The following is a 13,133-nucleotide window of genomic DNA, read 5'->3' as shown; positions in this document are numbered from 1 at the left end:
CGGGCGGAGGCGGTAGGGGGCGGCATGAGCCAGCCCGTCCCAACCGGCTACGCCCTCGCCAGCCTGCCGCGCTACACCAGCTACCCGACCGCGCCGCACTTCGCGCCGCTGGAGGAGGCGGCCTGGCGGGGCTGGCTCGGCACGGTCGGGGAAGGGGACGCCCTCTCCCTCTACCTCCACATCCCCTTCTGCCGCTCGCTCTGCTGGTATTGCGGCTGCCACACCGCGGTGACGCGCAGCGCGGCGCGGATCGCCCGCTACGCCGCGGCGCTGCGGCGCGAGGCGGCGCTGCTGGCGGAGGCGCTGCCGGCGCATGGCGGGGTGGCGGCGCTGCATCTCGGCGGCGGCACGCCGAGCGCGCTCGGGGCGGAGGGCCTGCGCGAGGTGTTCGGCACGCTGCGCCGCCGCTTCCGCTTCCGCCCCGGCGCCGAGATCGCCGCCGAATGCGACCCGCGGGTGCTGGACGAGGCGGTGGTGGCGGCGCTCGCCGAGGGCGGGGTGACCCGCGCCTCGCTCGGCGTGCAGGACATCCACCCGGAGGTGCAGCGGCGCATCGGCCGCCTCCAGCCCGAGGCCTGCGTCGCCGAGGCGGCCGCGCGGCTGCGCCGCGCCGGGATCGGCCGCCTCAACCTCGACCTGATGTACGGCCTGCCCGGCCAGACCGAGGCGCATGTCGCCGCCAGCGCCCGCTTCGCCGCCGCCCTCGGCGCCGACCGCGTCGCGGTGTTCGGCTACGCGCACGTGCCCTGGATGAAGCCGCACCAGAACGCGATCCGCGCCGAGGACCTGCCCGGCGCGCTGGAGCGGCTGCGCCAGGCCGAGGCGGCGGAGGCGGCGCTGCGCGCGGCGGGCTACGAGGCGATCGGCCTCGACCACTTCGCCCGGCCGGACGACCCGCTGGCGGCGGCGGCGCGGGAGGGCAGGCTGCGGCGGAATTTCCAGGGCTACACCACGGATGCGGCGCCGGTGCTGCTCGGCCTCGGCGCCTCGGCGATCGGCAGCCTCGCCACGCCGGATCTCGCCGCCTACGCGCAGAACGAGCCCGACGAGCGCGCCTATGTCGCGGCGGTGGAGGCGGGGCGCCTGCCGGTGCGCCGCGGCCGGGCGCTGAGCGCGGAGGACCGGCTGCGCCGCCACGCCATCGAGCGGGTGATGTGCGACTTCGCCCTCGACCTCGCCGCCCTGCCCGCGCCGCTGGTGGCCGAGGCGCGGCCGGCGCTGGCGCGCCTCGCCGCCGACGGCATCCTCGACCTCGCGCCCGACATGCTGCGGGTGACGCCGGCCGGCCGGCGGCATGTGCGCCACGTCGCCGCCTGCTTCGACGCCTATCTCGGCACCGGCGCGGCGCGGCACAGCCGGGCGGTGTGAGGGAGGGCCGCCGGCTCGCCCGCCGCGGCGGGCTCCGCCGGTTCTGACGAGGCCTGACGGCCATGTGACGCCGGCGCGGGGTGCCAGAAGCCGGCTTTGCGCCGATTGTCCGGCGCGCCATGGCGTGGCCGACCCTCTCCCTCCGCCAGCTCCTCGCCGCCGCCTTCGGGGGCGTGGCGCTGCTGGCCGCGCTCGCGGCCAGCCTCCTCGCGGGGGAGGAGGCGGGCGAGCGGCTCGAGGCCCGCATCCGCCAGGGGCTGCTCGCCGATGCCCGCCAGGCGGCGGCGCAGCTCGACCGGGAGATGTTCGGCCGCTGGCGGGACCTGCAGGTGGCGGCCGCCCTGCCGCTGATGCGCAGCCCCGAGACGCCGGCCGAGGTCCGGCGCGCCATCCTGCGCCAGCTCCACGACACCTACGACCACTACGCGCTGCTCGCCTTCCTCGCCCCGGACGGGCGGGTGCTGGCGGACAGCAGCCAGCGGCTGGAGGGCACGGACGCCCTCGGCCGCACGCTGCTGCTGCTCCGGCAGGCGGCGCGGGCGCCGGTCGCCAGCCTGCAGGGCGGGGCAGGCGAGGAGGCGCCGGGCCGGGTCGGCCTCGCGGCGCCGGTGTTCGGCCGGGGCGGCGAGCTGGTCGGGGTCATCGCGGCGCATCTCGACCGGCACTGGGCGGAGGCGATCCTCGGCGCCTCCGCCCCCGGGGAGCCGGAAAGGATGATCCTCTGCCGGGAGGGAGAGGTGCTGCTCGGCCCGCCGGGCCTGATCGGCCGCCGCCTCCCGCTGCCGCCCGCCGGGGGCGTGACGGAGTTCCCCGACGGGGGGCGCTACCTGGCCGCCGCCGCCGCCACCTCCGGCCACCGCGACTATCCGGGCCTCGGCTGGGTGGTGCTGACCCGCCAGGATGCCGAGGCGGCGCTCGGCGAGGTCCGGGCGACGCGGCGGGACATCCTGCTGCACGGGCTGGTCGCCGCCGGCATCGCCGCGGTCCTCGGCTGGCTCGCCGCGGCATGGCTCGCCCTGCCCCTGCGGCGCCTGGCGGGGGCGGCGAGCCGGCTGCAGGCCGATCCCGGCGCCCCGCCCCTGCCGCGCGAGGCGGGCTATGCCGAGGCCACCGCCCTGGCCCGCGCCTTCGACGCCCTGCTCGCCGACCGCAGCCGCGGCGAGACGGCGCTGCGCGAGAGCGAGGAGCGGCTGCGCCTCGCCCAGCAGGCCGGGCAGATCGGCACCTACGAGTGGGACATCCGCCGCGACACCGCCCGCCTCACCCGCGGCTTCGCCCTCCTGCACGGCATGCCCGAGGCGCCCGAGGAGCAGGCCTGGGAGGACGCCTACGCCACCTGGCTCGGGATGCTGGTGGAGGAGGACCGGCCGCGCATCGCCGCCGAACTCGCCGCCGCCCTGGCCTCGCCCGGACCCTACGCCCTCGAGTACCGGATCCGCCTGCCGGATGGCGGCACCCGCTGGCTCGCCGACCGCGGCGAGGTCTTCGCCGGGCCCGACGGGCGCGCCGCCCGCGCCCTCGGCGCGGTGCGCGACGTCACCGCGCGGCGCGAGGCGGAGGCGGCGCTGCTGCGGGCCAAGCAGGAGCTGGAGGCCCGGGTCGCGGCGCGCACGGCCGAACTCGCCCGGAGCGAGGCGGAGCTGCGGCGCATCTACGACCGCACCCCGGCCGCCTTCCATTCCGTGGACGCCGAGGGGCGGCTGATCCGGGTCAGCGAGCAGTGGCTCGCCTTCCTCGGCTACCGGCCGGAGGAGGTGCTGGGCCGCTCCCCCAGCGCCTTCATGGCGCCGGACAGCGCGGCGCGCTGGGAGGCGGCGCTGGCCGAGCTGCGCGAGAGCGCGGACGAGGTGCGCAGCTACGAATACCGCATGCTGCGCCGCGACGGCCGCGCCGTGGAGGTGCTGCTGCGCGCCCGCGCCGAGCGCGACGGGGCGGGCCGGTTCCTGCGCAGCTACGCCGTGCTGTTCGACCTGACCGAGCGCAACCGCACCGAGGCCCGGCTGCGCGAGGCGCAGAAGCTCGAGGCGCTCGGCCGCATCGCCGGCGGGGTGGCGCACGACTTCAACAACCTGCTGCAGGTGGTGACCGGCGCGCTGCGGCTGATGCTGGCGCGTCCCGACGACCCGGCCCGCATCCGCCGCTACGCCGAGGCGGCGCTGCAGGCGGCCGAGCGCGGCGCCGGCGTCACCCGCCGCATGCTGGCCTTCGCGGGGCAGGAGCGGCTGGAGGCGCGGCCGGTCCCGCTCGGGGAGGTGCTGGAGGAGATGCGCGCCCTACTCCGGGGGCCGCTCGGGCCGGGCATCGCCGTCGAGGTCGCGGTCCCGCCCGGCCTGCCCCCGGCGCAGGCCGACCGCACCATGCTGGAGCGGGTGCTGACCGGCCTCGCGCTGAACGCGCGCGACGCCATGCCGGAGGGCGGCAGGCTCCGCCTCGAGGCCGGGGCCGAGACGGTGGGGCCGGGCGACCCGCGCGGCCTCGCGCCCGGGCGCTACCTCCGCCTCTCCGTCCGGGACAGCGGCACGGGCATGGACGAGGCGACCCGGGCGCGGGCGACCGAGCCCTTCTTCACCACCAAGGATGTCGGGCAGGGCAGCGGGCTCGGCCTGTCCATGGCGCATGGCTTCGCCGCCCAGTCCGGCGGCGCGCTGCAGATAGAGAGCCGGCCGGGGCGGGGCACCGCCGTGCATCTCTGGCTGCCCGCGGCCCCCGCCGGCGCGCCGGCGGGGGTGGAGGCCGGGCGCGGCGCCTCGGTCCTGCTGGTGGAGGACGAGGCGGAGGTGCGCGCCGTGCTCGCCGCGACGCTGCGCGAGGCGGGCTTCCGGGTGACCGAGGCGGCGGAGGCGGCCGGGGCGCTGGCGCTGCTCGAGCGGCCGGACGGCTTCGATGCCGTCGTCACCGACCACGCCATGCCGGGCATGAGCGGGGTGTCGCTCGCCGCCCGCCTCGCGGCGCGGGGCAAGGGCCCGCCGGTGCTGGTCCTGACCGGCACGGACACCGGCCCGGAGTTCCGGGCGCTGCCGGAGGGGGTGGGGGTGCTGCGCAAGCCGGTGGAGCCCGCGGCGCTGCTCGCCTGGCTCGGGGCGACGGTGCGGCGCGGCTGAGGCCGCGCGTTCCGGGGAATGGAGCGGCGCCGCGCACCGCGCGGCGGGATGGCGCGCCCGAGAGGATTCGAACCCCTAACCCTCAGATCCGTAGTCTGATGCTCTATCCAGTTGAGCTACGGGCGCCCTGGGGTGGCGGGAGATAGCGAAGGCGGGGCGCCTCCGCAAGCCCCCCGCCCCCCTGGTTCAGGCGGCGAGCTTTTCGAGTTCGCGCACCACGGCCTCGCCCATCACGCTGGTGCCGACGCGGGCCATGCCGGGCTGCATGATGTCGGCGGTGCGCAGCCCGCCGGCCAGCACCCGCTCCACCGCCGTCTCCACCAGCCGCGCCTCCTCCTCGAGGCCGAAGGACCAGCGCAGCAGCATGGCGAAGGAGAGGAGCTGCGCGCAGGGGTTGGCGATGCCCTTGCCGGCGATGTCCGGCGCGCTGCCGTGCACCGGCTCGTACAGCGCGTGGCGCTTGCCGGTGGCCGGGTCCACCGCGCCGAGGGTGGCCGAGGGCAGCATGCCGAGCGAGCCGGTCAGCGCCGCCGCGAGGTCGGAGAGCAGGTCGCCGAACAGGTTGGAGCCGAGGATCACGTCGAACTGCTTCGGCCGGGCGCAGAGCTGCATCGCGCAGTTGTCGGCGTACATGTGCTCGAGCTCGACGTCGGGGAACTCGGCGCGGCCCACCTCGGTCACCACGGCGCGCCAGAGGCGGCCGGACTGCATGACGTTCGCCTTCTCGACGCTGGTGAGCTTGTTGCGCCGCTTGCGCGCGAGGTCGAAGGCGACGCGCGCGACGCGCGCGATCTCGTCCTCGCTGTAGACCTCGGTGTCCACGCCGACGCGCCTGCCCTTCGCGTCGGTGTGGATGCCGCGCGGCTCGCCGAAGTAGATGCCGCCCGTGCTCTCGCGCACGATCATGATGTCGAGGCCGCGCACCAGGTCCGGCTTGAGGGAGGAGGCCTCCACCAGCGGGTCCAGCACCACCGCCGGGCGCAGGTTGGCGAACAGGCCGAGCTCCTTGCGCAGCCGCAGGATGCCGAGCTCCGGCCGCTTCTCGAAGGGCAGCCCGTCCCACTTCGGGCCGCCGACGCTGCCGAACAGCACCGCGTCCGCCGCCTTCGCCCGCGCCACCGTGGCGTCGGAGCAGGGGCTGCCCTCGGCGTCGAGGGCGGCGCCGCCGACCAGCCCCTCCTCGATGTCGAAGGTCACGGCGCGGCGCCTGCCCATCCAGTCGATGACGCGGCGGACCTCGGCCATCACCTCGGGGCCGATGCCGTCGCCGGGCAGCACGAGAAGCTTCTTGTTCGAGGGCATCGGACCTCCGGAGGGGTGGGGCGTGGCGGGCGCTGGCTCAGCGCGCCGCCAGCCAGGGCTGGGTCGCGCGCTGCCGCGCCTCGTAGGCGTCTATGGCGGCGGCGTGCTGCAGGGTCTGGCCGATGTCGTCGAGGCCGTTCAGCAGCAGGTGGCGGCGCAGCGGGTCCACCTGGAAGGGGATCTCCTCCCCGTTCGGGCGCACCACCACCTGGCGCTCCAGGTCCACGGTGATGCGGGCGTTGCCGCCCAGGCGGGCGTCCTCCATCAGCCGCTCGCACACCTCCCGCGGCAGGCGCACCGGCAGGATGCCGTTCTTGAAGCAGTTGTTGTGGAAGATGTCGGCGAAGTCGGGCGCGATGACGCAGCGTATGCCGAAGTCGAGCAGCGCCCAGGGCGCGTGCTCGCGGCTCGAGCCGCAGCCGAAATTCTCGAAGGCGATCAGGATCTCGGCCCTGCGGTAGGGCTCCTGGTTCAGCACGAAGTCGGGGTTCTCCGAGCCGTCCTCGCGGTAGCGGAAATTGGCGAAGAGGTTCTTGCCGAAGCCCGAACGGCTGATGGACTTCAGGAAGCGGGCGGGGATGATCTGGTCGGTGTCCACGTTCGCGCGCGGCAGCGGCGCGGCGATGCCGGTCAGCGTGGTGAAGGGCTGCATCACGCCGCCTCCTTCGGCTGGAAGTCGCGCACATCGGCGAGCCGCCCGGCGATGGCGGCGGCGGCGGCCATGGCCGGGGAGAGCAGGTGGGTGCGCCCGCCCGGCCCCTGCCGCCCCTCGAAATTGCGGTTGGAGGTGGAGGCGCAGCGCTGCCCCGGCGTCAGCTTGTCCGGGTTCATGCCGAGGCACATGGAGCAGCCGGGCTCGCGCCATTCGAAGCCCGCCTCCTTCAGGATGCGGTCGAGCCCCTCCTCCTCCGCCTGCTTCTTCACCAGGCCCGAGCCCGGCACCACCATGGCGCGCACGCCCTCGGCCACCCTGCGGCCGCGGGCGATGGCGGCGGCGGCGCGGATGTCCTCGATCCGGCTGTTGGTGCAGGAGCCGATGAAGACCACGTCCACCTTCAGGTCCTGCAGGCGCTGACCGGGGGTGAGGCCCATGTACTCGATCATGCGGCGCATCTGCGCGCGCCGCGCCTCGTTCGGCTCCGCCTCCGGGTCCGGCACCGCGCCGGTGATCGGCAGCACCGTCTCCGGGCTGGTGCCCCAGGTCACCTGCGGCGCGATCTCGTGCGCGGCGAGCCGCACCTCGGTGTCGAAGCGCGCCCCCGGATCGGAGGGCAGGGTGCGCCACCAGCGCAGCGCCTGCTCGAAAGCCTCGCCCTTCGGGCCGTAGGGGGTGCGGCGGATGTAGTCGTAGGTGGTCTCGTCCGGCGCCACCATGCCGGCGCGCGCCCCGGCCTCGATGGACATGTTGCACACCGTCATGCGCCCGGCCATGTCGAGGGCGCGGATCGCATCGCCGGCGTACTCGATCACGTGGCCGGTGCCGCCTGCGGTGCCGATCCTGCCGATGATCGCCAGCACGATGTCCTTGGCCGAGCAGCCGAAGGCGAGGTTGCCCTCGACCAGGACGCGCATGTTCCTGGCCGGCTTCTGCAGCAGCGTCTGCGTCGCCAGCACGTGCTCCACCTCGCTCGTGCCGATGCCGAAGGCGAGCGCGCCGAGGGCGCCGTGGGTGGAGGTGTGGCTGTCCCCGCAGACGATGGTCATGCCGGGCAGGGAGCGGCCGAGCTCCGGCCCGATCACGTGCACGATGCCCTGCCGCGCGTCGAGCAGCGGGATGTAGGGGACGCCGAATTCCCGGACGTTCCTCTCCAGCGTCTCGACCTGCAGTCGGCTCTCCGGGTCCTCGATGCCGGTGCGGCGGCTCTCGTCGGTGGCGATGTTGTGGTCCACCACCGCCAGGGTCAGGTCGGGCCGTCGCACCCGGCGGCCGGCCTGGCGCAGCCCCTCGAAGGCCTGCGGCGTCGTCACCTCGTGGGTGAGGTGGAGGTCGATGTAGAGCAGTGCCGTGCCGTCGGGCAGCGTCTCGACGACATGCGCGTCCCAGATCTTGTCGAACAGCGTCTTCGGCGTCTGCCCGGACATGGCTCACCTCACCGGTTCAATGCCGCGACGGGCGCGGCGCGCCCGGTGGCCAGGGCCGGGGAAGGCGGCTGGTGCCCGGGCGTGGTTGCAATCAGGCCTGCGGCTGGTCGGCGGCGGCCCCTTCGGCCGCGGCCGAGGCGCCGCCCCTCGGGGTGGACTTCTCCTGGATGCGCGCCGCCTTGCCGGTGCGCCCGCGCAGGTAGTAGAGCTTCGCGCGCCGCACCCGGCCGCGCCGCACCACCTGGATCTCGGCGATCGCCGGGGAGTAGAGCGGGAAGACGCGCTCCACCCCCTCGCCGTAGGAGAGCTTGCGCACGGTGAAGCTGCTGTTCACCCCGCGGTTGGAGCGCGCGATCACCACGCCCTCATAGGCCTGGACGCGGCTGCGCTCGCCCTCCACCACCTTCACCATCACCCGCACCGTGTCGCCGGGCGCGAATTCCGGCACCGGGCGGGCGGCGGCGAGGCGCGCCATCTGCTCCGCCTCGAACTGCTGCAACAGGTTCATCGGTCTGATCCTCTCGTGCGATCCTTTAGGCGGCGGCGGGGTGGCCGGCAATGCCCCCCTCCGCCGCGTCGTTGCGATCCCGGCGCGACCACAGGTCGGGCCGCCGCTCGCGCGTGATCCGCTCGCTCTCCGCCCGCCGCCAGCGCGCCACCTCGGCATGGTGGCCGGACAGCAGCACCTCCGGCACCCGCCGCCCCTGCCACTCCGCGGGGCGCGTATAGTGCGGATATTCCAGCAGCCCCGCGGCGCCGTGGCTCTCCTCCTCCGCGCTCGCCGCCCCCGCGCCCATCACCCCCGGCAGCAGCCGCACGCAGGCATCGAGCAGCACCAGCGCCGCCGGCTCGCCGCCCGAGAGCACGTAGTCGCCGATCGAAAGCTCGATCATGCCCCGCGCCTCGACCACGCGCTGGTCCACCCCCTCGTAGCGGCCGCAGAGCAGGATCAGCCCCGGCCCGGCGGCGAGGTCGCGCACCAGCGCCTGGTCGAGCAGCCGCCCGCGCGGCGTGAGGTAGATGAGCGGCCGCTCCGCCGGCCCCTCGGCCAGCGCCGCGGCGCAGGCGGCGTCCACCACGTCCGGGCGCATCACCATGCCCGGCCCGCCGCCGAAGGGCGCGTCGTCCACGGTGCGGTGGCGGTCGGCGGCGAAGCCGCGGATGTCGAGGGCGGAAAGCGCCCAGCGCCCCTCGCGCAGCGCCCGGCCGGCGAGCGAATGGCCGAGCGGCCCCGGGAACATCTCCGGGAACAGGGTCAGCACGGTGGCGCGCCAGCTCATGCCGCGCTCTCCCCTTCGTCCGGGGCGGGCGGCACCACCACCTCCGCGGGCGGCGCGACGACCAGGCGGCCGGCGGCGAGGTCCACCACCGGCACCACCGCGCGGGTGAAGGGCAGCAGATGCTCCGCCCGGCCATCCGTCACCACCAGGAAGGCGCCCGCCCCGTGGTCCTCCACCGCCGCGACGCGGCCGAGCGCCCGGCCCGCCTCGGTCTCGACGGCAAGGCCGATCAGGTCGGCGAGGTAGAACTCCTCCTCCCCCGGCGGCGGCAGGCGGTCGCGCTCGGCGTAGAGGCGCGTGCCGGTCAGGCGCGCGGCGGCGTCGCGGTCCGTCACCCCCTCGATGCGGGCGATCCCGCCGCCGAGCAGGGTGACGGCGAAGCGGCGCGCCCCCGCCTCATCGGTCAGCGGGCCGTAACCGGCGATGGCGGCGGGATCGGCGGTGAAGCTCCTGAGCCGCACCAGGCCGCGCACGCCGTGCGGCCGCCCGATCTCCCCCACCAGGATGCGCCTGCCCGCCACCTGTCACGCCCGCCGCGCGGCGCGCCTCAGCCGGCCGCGGCGGCGGCGGCGGCGGCGCGCTCCTGCGCCTTCTTCTTCGGCGCCGAGCGCTTCGGCTGCTCGCGGATCTCGGGCATCGGCGCGAGACCCGCCTTGCCGAGGAACCGCGCCACCCGGTCGGTGGCGACGGCGCCCTGGCCGAGCCAGTGGCGCAGCCGCTCGTCCTGCAGCCGCACGCGGTCGGCGTGGTCCGAGGGCAGCATCGGGTTGTAGCTGCCCACCTTCTCGATGAAGCGGCCGTCGCGCGGCGCGCGGCTGTCCGCCACCACGATGTGGTAGTAGGGGCGCTTCTTGGCGCCGGCGCGCGCGAGGCGGATCTTCAGGCCCATCGGTCTCTTCTTCCTGCTCCTGGGTCGTGGTTCAGAAGGGGCGTCCGCCGCCCCGCAGGCCGGGGGGCAGCAGCGCGGCGAGCCCGCCCCGCATCAGCCCCTTCTGGCCCATCTTGTTCATCCGCTTCATCATCGTGGACATGTCGTCGAACTGCTTCAGCAGCCGGTTCACCTCCTGCACCGTGGTGCCGGAGCCGGCGGCGATGCGCCGCTTGCGCGAGGCCTTGATGATCTCGGGCCGGCGCCGCTCGGCCGGCGTCATGCTGCCGATGATCGCGGCCTGGCGCTTCAGCATCGTCTGGTCGAGGTTCGCCTCCTCGATCTGCTGCTTCATCCTGCCGATGCCGGGCAGCATGCCGAGGATCCCCGAGAGGCTGCCCATCTTGGTGATCTGCCTGAGCTGGTTCGCGTAGTCCTCGAGGTCGAACTGCCCCTTCTGCATCTTCGCCGCGAGCTTCTCCGCCTGCTCGCGGTCGATCGTCTCCGCCGCGCGCTCGACCAGCGAGACGATGTCGCCCATGCCGAGGATGCGGTTGGCGATGCGGTCGGGGTGGAACTCCTCCAGCGCGTCGAGCTTCTCGCCGGCGCCGAGCAGCTTGATCGGGGCGCCGGTCACGGCGCGCATGGACAGCGCCGCGCCGCCGCGGGCATCGCCGTCCACCCGCGTCATGACGATGCCGGTGACGCCGACCTTCTCCTGGAAGGCCCTGGCGGTGTTCACCGCGTCCTGGCCGGTCATGGCGTCCACGACCAGCAGCGTCTCGTGCGGTCGCGTCGCCGCCTTCACCGCCGCGACCTCGGCCATCAGCGCCTCGTCGATGGCGAGGCGGCCGGCGGTGTCGAGGATCACCACGTCGTAGAGCTCGCGCCGCGCCACGTCCATGGCGCGCGCCGCGATCTCGAGCGGCCCCTGGCCCGGGACGATCGGCAGGCTCGCCACCCCCGCCCGCTCCGCGAGCTGGGCGAGCTGGAGCTGCGCCGCCGGGCGCTGCACGTCGAGCGAGGCGAGCAGCACCTTCTTCTTCTCGCGCGTGCGCAGCCGGAGCGCGATCTTGCCCGAGGTGGTGGTCTTGCCCGAGCCCTGCAGGCCGACCATCAGCACCGGCACCGGCGCCGGGGCGTTGAGGTCGAGGCCGCGCGGCCCCTCCCCACCCCCGCCCAGCGCCTCCACCAGGCAGTCGTTGACGATCTTGATGACCTGCTGCGCCGGGGAGACGGAGCGGATCACCTCCTGGCCCACCGCGCGCTCGCGCACCCGGGCGATGAAGTCCTTCACCACCGGCAGGGCGACGTCGGCCTCGAGCAGGGCGATGCGCACCTCGCGCAGCGCCTCCTGCACATCGGCCTCGGACAGCGCGCCGCGGCGGCGCAGCCGGTCGAATACCCCGTTCAGCCTGCTCGACAGCGCCTCGAACATCAGCGGCCGATCGCCTTCCCTCGCCTTGGCCATCCGCCCGGACGGAGCCGGGCGCCCGCGCGCCCGCCCCAAGACAGAACGCGCCGCTGCGCGAGCCTTCGCGGAGCGGCGGAGCCGCCCTGCCGCGCAGGGCGACCGATGGGCCGGGACCACCCCGGCGGAGGGGCGGGATTACGCCCCGCCGCCGCCAGGGTCAAGCCGCCCGCCCGCGATCCGCTGCTACGCCACGGCCCGGGATACGACCCGTGCGAGCCTCTCACCCGTCCAGGGGGCCACCGGAACGCGATCAGGCGCTAGAGCCGTTTCCACGCGGCCATGACCGCGGAAACGGCTCCAGCCCATCGTTTGTAGGGCAGAGTCACGCCCCCGGCGGTTCCCAGCCGTCCGCGACCCGCTCTAGCGCCGCCGCGGCGACGCCGCCCCGCCCAGCGTCGCCAGGTTCTCCGCCGCCAGCTCGGCGGTGGCCGAGCCGGGGGCGAGCGCGATCACCCGCCCCCAATCCCCGCGCGCCCCCGCCAGGTCGCCGCGGTGGCGGCGGAGCAGACCGCGCTCCAGCAGCGCCTCCGCATGGTCGGGCGCCAGGGACAGCGCGCGGGCGATGTCCGCCTCGGCCTCCGCGAGGCGGCCGAGGTTGCGCAGCGCCGCGGCCCGCAGCACCCAGCCCTCCGCCCGCCCGGGATCCAGCGCCAGCAGCCGGTCCAGATCCTCCCGCGCCTCCGCGAAGCGCCTGGCGGTGCCGAGGGCGACGGCGCGGTCGAGCAGCAGCTCCGCATCCTCGGGCGCGAGCGTCAGCCCCAGGGTGGCGGCGGCGAAGGCGCGGTCGGCCTCCCCGGCCAGCATCCAGGCCTGCCCCGCCTGGGCGAAGAGGGCGGCACGCGCCGCGCGGTCGGCGCCGCTGCGCAGCGCCAGCGCCTCCAGCCGCTCCGCTGCGCGCGCGCTCTCCCCGAGGCCGAGCAGGGCGAGGGCGGCGCAGCGCTCCGCCTCCTCCCCGCCGCCGGCCTGCCGCCAGGCCTCGGCGGCGGGGAAGGCCGCCTCGGGGCCCTGCCGCAGCAGCGCCGCGCAGCGCCCGCGATCCGGCGCGGCCTGCGGCGGCTCGGGCAGGCGGGGAGGCAGCGGCAGGGCGGTCTCCGCGGCGGCGCCCGCCGCGGCGAGGAGGAGGCCGGCCAGGGCGCCGGCCGGAAGCGGAGGGAGGAGGCGCATCACGCGCGGCGTTCTACAGCATGATCCGCCCTGGCGGATCACGCTTCCGTCCCTCCCTCCGGGCGGCCGAGGCACCAACCCGGCGGTGCCGCCGCCGGATCCCGCGCGGCGGCGCGCGCCGGGCGCCTGCCCCTACCGCAGCGAGAACCTGACCGGGACGACGATCTCCACCGGATCGCCCGCCAGCTCGGGCGGGGGCGCGGGCAGGGGGGAGGCGCGCCGGATCATCTGCTCGACGGCCGCGTCGAGGTCGCGATGGCCGCTCGAACGCTCGATCTGCCAGGCGGCGACGCTGCCGTCGCGGCGCATCGTGAAGCGCAGCAGCGCCACCCCCTCGGCCCGGCGGAAGCGCGCGGAGGAGGGATAGTCCTTGTGCCGGTCGAGGGCGGCGAGCAGGCGGCCGACATAGCTCGCCGATGGCTGGCGCGCGGCCGACGCCGGCGCCGCCGGCGCGGCGGCGACGGGCGGCGCCTCCGCCGGCGCGGGGCCCGGCG

The 13,133-nt window shown here is 75.9% G+C and carries 12 protein-coding genes and 1 tRNA gene; 2 read left to right on the top strand and 11 right to left on the bottom strand.

Annotated elements, in window-relative coordinates; all coding sequences use genetic code 11:
• Positions 1 to 24 precede the first annotated feature (24 nt).
• Together hemN and ET526_RS11940 are read left to right on the top strand one after the other, a co-directional pair.
• Complete coding sequence (hemN, locus tag ET526_RS11945; protein ID WP_135467934.1) at positions 25 to 1,368, top strand: oxygen-independent coproporphyrinogen III oxidase; 1,344 nt, start codon at positions 25 to 27, stop codon at positions 1,366 to 1,368.
• Positions 1,369 to 1,487: 119 nt separating this feature from the next.
• Complete coding sequence (locus tag ET526_RS11940) at positions 1,488 to 4,469, top strand: PAS domain S-box protein (protein ID WP_135467933.1); 2,982 nt, start codon at positions 1,488 to 1,490, stop codon at positions 4,467 to 4,469.
• Between the two features lie 49 nt (positions 4,470 to 4,518).
• Here ET526_RS11940 and ET526_RS11935 read toward each other — a convergent pair.
• From ET526_RS11935 to ET526_RS11885, 11 genes are all read right to left on the bottom strand, one after another.
• Positions 4,519 to 4,595: transfer RNA gene (locus ET526_RS11935), tRNA-Arg, on the bottom strand.
• 60 nt (positions 4,596 to 4,655) lie between these two features.
• Positions 4,656 to 5,771: a 3-isopropylmalate dehydrogenase gene (gene leuB, locus ET526_RS11930; RefSeq protein WP_135467932.1), complete on the bottom strand. Its 1,116-nt coding sequence runs from the start codon at positions 5,769 to 5,771 to the stop codon at positions 4,656 to 4,658.
• A gap of 37 nt (positions 5,772 to 5,808) precedes the next feature.
• Entirely contained in the window at positions 5,809 to 6,423 is a 615-nt protein-coding gene (gene leuD / locus ET526_RS11925) for a 3-isopropylmalate dehydratase small subunit (protein WP_135467931.1), read from the bottom strand.
• A complete protein-coding gene (gene leuC, locus ET526_RS11920) occupies positions 6,423 to 7,853 on the bottom strand; it encodes a 3-isopropylmalate dehydratase large subunit (protein ID WP_135467930.1) in 1,431 nt (476 codons plus the stop codon). The genes leuD and leuC overlap by 1 nt, the downstream gene beginning before the upstream one ends.
• A 91-nt stretch (positions 7,854 to 7,944) precedes the next feature.
• The gene (gene rplS / locus ET526_RS11915; RefSeq protein WP_135467929.1) at positions 7,945 to 8,361 is read right to left on the bottom strand and encodes a 50S ribosomal protein L19; all 417 of its coding nucleotides are present in this window, start codon (positions 8,359 to 8,361) and stop codon (positions 7,945 to 7,947) included.
• 25 nt (positions 8,362 to 8,386) lie between these two features.
• A complete protein-coding gene (trmD, locus tag ET526_RS11910) occupies positions 8,387 to 9,133 on the bottom strand; it encodes a tRNA (guanosine(37)-N1)-methyltransferase TrmD (RefSeq protein ID WP_135467928.1) in 747 nt (248 codons plus the stop codon).
• Entirely contained in the window at positions 9,130 to 9,654 is a 525-nt protein-coding gene (rimM, locus tag ET526_RS11905; RefSeq protein ID WP_135467927.1) for a ribosome maturation factor RimM, read from the bottom strand. The genes trmD and rimM overlap by 4 nt, the downstream gene beginning before the upstream one ends.
• 26 nt (positions 9,655 to 9,680) lie before the next feature.
• Positions 9,681 to 10,022, bottom strand: a complete 342-nt coding sequence (gene rpsP / locus ET526_RS11900; protein ID WP_135467926.1) for a 30S ribosomal protein S16 — start codon at positions 10,020 to 10,022, stop codon at positions 9,681 to 9,683.
• 31 nt (positions 10,023 to 10,053) lie between these two features.
• Entirely contained in the window at positions 10,054 to 11,439 is a 1,386-nt protein-coding gene (ffh, locus tag ET526_RS11895) for a signal recognition particle protein (RefSeq protein WP_135467925.1), read from the bottom strand.
• A gap of 396 nt (positions 11,440 to 11,835) precedes the next feature.
• A complete protein-coding gene (locus ET526_RS11890) occupies positions 11,836 to 12,639 on the bottom strand; it encodes a tetratricopeptide repeat protein (RefSeq protein WP_135467924.1) in 804 nt (267 codons plus the stop codon).
• A gap of 132 nt (positions 12,640 to 12,771) precedes the next feature.
• Positions 12,772 to 13,133 (bottom strand): energy transducer TonB (locus ET526_RS11885; protein WP_135467923.1); only part of this gene is annotated, 362 nt, incomplete at its 5' end.

It is taken from the genome of Crenalkalicoccus roseus, from assembly GCF_004761865.1.
In the GTDB taxonomy this organism is placed as follows: domain Bacteria; phylum Pseudomonadota; class Alphaproteobacteria; order Acetobacterales; family Acetobacteraceae; genus Crenalkalicoccus; species Crenalkalicoccus roseus.
The sequence above is the reverse complement of the archived record's forward strand: the minus strand, read 5'-3'. Positions and strand labels throughout refer to the sequence as shown.

Bases quoted from the DNA above. Each gene is read 5' to 3' on its own strand.
- ET526_RS11890 (WP_135467924.1), bottom strand. From the start codon at position 12,639: ATGCGCCTCCTCCCTCCGCTTCCGGCCGGCGCCCTGGCCGGCCTCCTC.
- ET526_RS11940 (WP_135467933.1), top strand. From the start codon at position 1,488: ATGGCGTGGCCGACCCTCTCCCTCCGCCAGCTCCTCGCCGCCGCCTTC.
- hemN (WP_135467934.1), top strand. From the start codon at position 25: ATGAGCCAGCCCGTCCCAACCGGCTACGCCCTCGCCAGCCTGCCGCGC.
- leuB (WP_135467932.1), bottom strand. From the start codon at position 5,771: ATGCCCTCGAACAAGAAGCTTCTCGTGCTGCCCGGCGACGGCATCGGC.
- trmD (WP_135467928.1), bottom strand. From the start codon at position 9,133: ATGAGCTGGCGCGCCACCGTGCTGACCCTGTTCCCGGAGATGTTCCCG.
- leuD (WP_135467931.1), bottom strand. From the start codon at position 6,423: ATGCAGCCCTTCACCACGCTGACCGGCATCGCCGCGCCGCTGCCGCGC.
- rpsP (WP_135467926.1), bottom strand. From the start codon at position 10,022: ATGGGCCTGAAGATCCGCCTCGCGCGCGCCGGCGCCAAGAAGCGCCCC.
- rplS (WP_135467929.1), bottom strand. From the start codon at position 8,361: ATGAACCTGTTGCAGCAGTTCGAGGCGGAGCAGATGGCGCGCCTCGCC.
- ffh (WP_135467925.1), bottom strand. From the start codon at position 11,439: ATGTTCGAGGCGCTGTCGAGCAGGCTGAACGGGGTATTCGACCGGCTG.
- leuC (WP_135467930.1), bottom strand. From the start codon at position 7,853: ATGTCCGGGCAGACGCCGAAGACGCTGTTCGACAAGATCTGGGACGCG.